The following is a 1,839-nucleotide window of genomic DNA, read 5'->3' as shown; positions in this document are numbered from 1 at the left end:
TTTTATCGTAAACGATCCTGAAAGCGTTCGCTTTACTGCTTGTTCTTTAAACTCCGGAGAGTATTTTCCTTTTTTATTCATTTTTCACCTTTACCTCATTTGCTGAGAAAAAGGTGTCCGTTTTTACGTAACTAGGTTACTTTTTGAAAGAAGTTTTTTATAGCTCTAAGTAATTGAAGTTTTTTGGTTGAAAAGTATTTTAAATTTTGTATTTAATTGCGACTTTTCATTGGAAATATCCTTCGATTTAGTGTGTAATAATTTTAGAATATTCAAAAATATTTATTCAAAAAATTTTTGACCGATAACAGAAAGAGGATTTACCATTACACCTTGAACTCTTAGGCCCAAATGAAGGTGCGGTCCTGTTGACATACCAGTAGAACCTACTTTACCAATCAAATCCCCTTTTTTTATCTTATCTCCTACTTTCACATTCAATTCGGATTGATGCATGTATAAAGAGTAAACTTCCAAACCATGATCTATCACTGTGAAATTTCCTTCATAATACATAGGTCTAGATAAAATTACAGTTCCGTCGTTGATCGCATAAATAGGAGTTCCTTGTGTTCCTTTAAAATCTACCCCACCGTGTGGTTTACCTTTGGTTTTGTTATAAATTCGTCTTTTGTAAAACGGGCTCGTAAAGTGTATTTCTGTCACCGGATAAACAAAGTTGGTTGCAATTTGTAAATCCGTTTTAGAACGAAACGCTTCTGCTTTTGCTTTAGAACAATCTGCGATAAAATCTAGAGTTTCTTGAGGAAGTTCCTGAGATGTATATTTTTTATCCATAGTAAGAGAAGAAATTTTTGTGACTGCAAACGTGGTTTTATGAATAGGAATTTCGTATTCCTTATAATCGTTTTTTCTAAAAAGATTTTTATCATGAATTTCTAATATTCCACTTTTTTGATTAAACTCTGGTGGGATCGGAATCCAAGCGTAAAAAACTAAATTCTTTTTTGTATAAGGAATTTCTTTTTTTTCCCAAAAAATTTTAATCCTATCTAATTTAGAAAGAATTGTTTTTTCTGGAATGAGTTTGAGGAGTAACAATTCCCCTTGCGCAAACTTTCTGGTTTGGATTGAAAAAGAAAAAAGTGATTCTTTCTTTTGGATAATCTCGAATTCAGTGTTTTCTTTTTTTACTTGTTTTTTCTTTTTTTCTTTTTTTGAATCGGAATGAATTTCTTTTTCGGTCTTCAATTCTTTGTTTTTTTTAGGAACGACTTGAATTTCTTTCTTAGTTTTCGTTTCTTTGTCTTTAGAAAATATAATTTCGGAGTTTAAAAATAAAATAGAAATTATAAAATAAAAAATTCTTATGTGTTTTTGCATCGTTTCTTTTTGTGTTTTGAGAATATTTATACGGTTCGAATTTAAAATTACAAAATTCTTTTAAAGAAAGCCTATAAATTAAAAATTTTCCGGTCGAATTTTTAATTTAATTGTTGTTTGGTGGTTGCATTGGATTAAACTTTTCTTAAAAGGATTTTATAAATTATAATCTATTCAAGTTTGATTTATATATCGGTTCGATTTTTAAAACGATTCATCATAAAATTTTATTAAGGTCAAGACGTTTTAGTTTCACAAAAATGTAAGAACTACTTAATTCAAAAAAACATTACTGACAATTGCATAATATATCACCAAAAAGAAGTACCCAAATAATCTAATAAAAAAAGACTGTAGAAATGGGTAATATAGCGGGAGTGAAACGAGATTTCAAAGGATTAGAGAAACGTCGTTTAAAAGGCCTGAAGCTGCGAGGGGAAGGGATTAAAAGATCTGAAGTGGCGCGTCGTCTGGGAGTGACTCGGCATGCAGTAA

The 1,839-nt window shown here is 30.1% G+C and carries 2 protein-coding genes; both read right to left on the bottom strand.

What is annotated here, in order from left to right:
* A partial coding sequence (locus LEP1GSC059_RS21020; RefSeq protein ID WP_230656043.1) for a transposase occupies positions 1 to 81 on the bottom strand: 81 nt, incomplete at its 3' end.
* 201 nt (positions 82 to 282) lie between these two features.
* Positions 283 to 1,344 (bottom strand): M23 family metallopeptidase, encoded by a 1,062-nt coding sequence (locus LEP1GSC059_RS01530; protein WP_020980153.1) that lies wholly within the window; start codon positions 1,342 to 1,344, stop codon positions 283 to 285.
* Between the last annotated feature and the right edge of the window lie 495 nt (positions 1,345 to 1,839).

The sequence above is a fragment of the Leptospira noguchii serovar Panama str. CZ214 genome, from assembly GCF_000306255.2.
GTDB classification, from domain to species: Bacteria; Spirochaetota; Leptospiria; order Leptospirales; family Leptospiraceae; genus Leptospira; species Leptospira noguchii.
The sequence above is the reverse complement of the archived record's forward strand: the minus strand, read 5'-3'. Positions and strand labels throughout refer to the sequence as shown.

Excerpts from the sequence above, each read along its gene's own strand:
- LEP1GSC059_RS01530 (WP_020980153.1), bottom strand. The coding sequence starts at position 1,344 with ATGCAAAAACACATAAGAATTTTTTATTTTATAATTTCTATTTTATTT.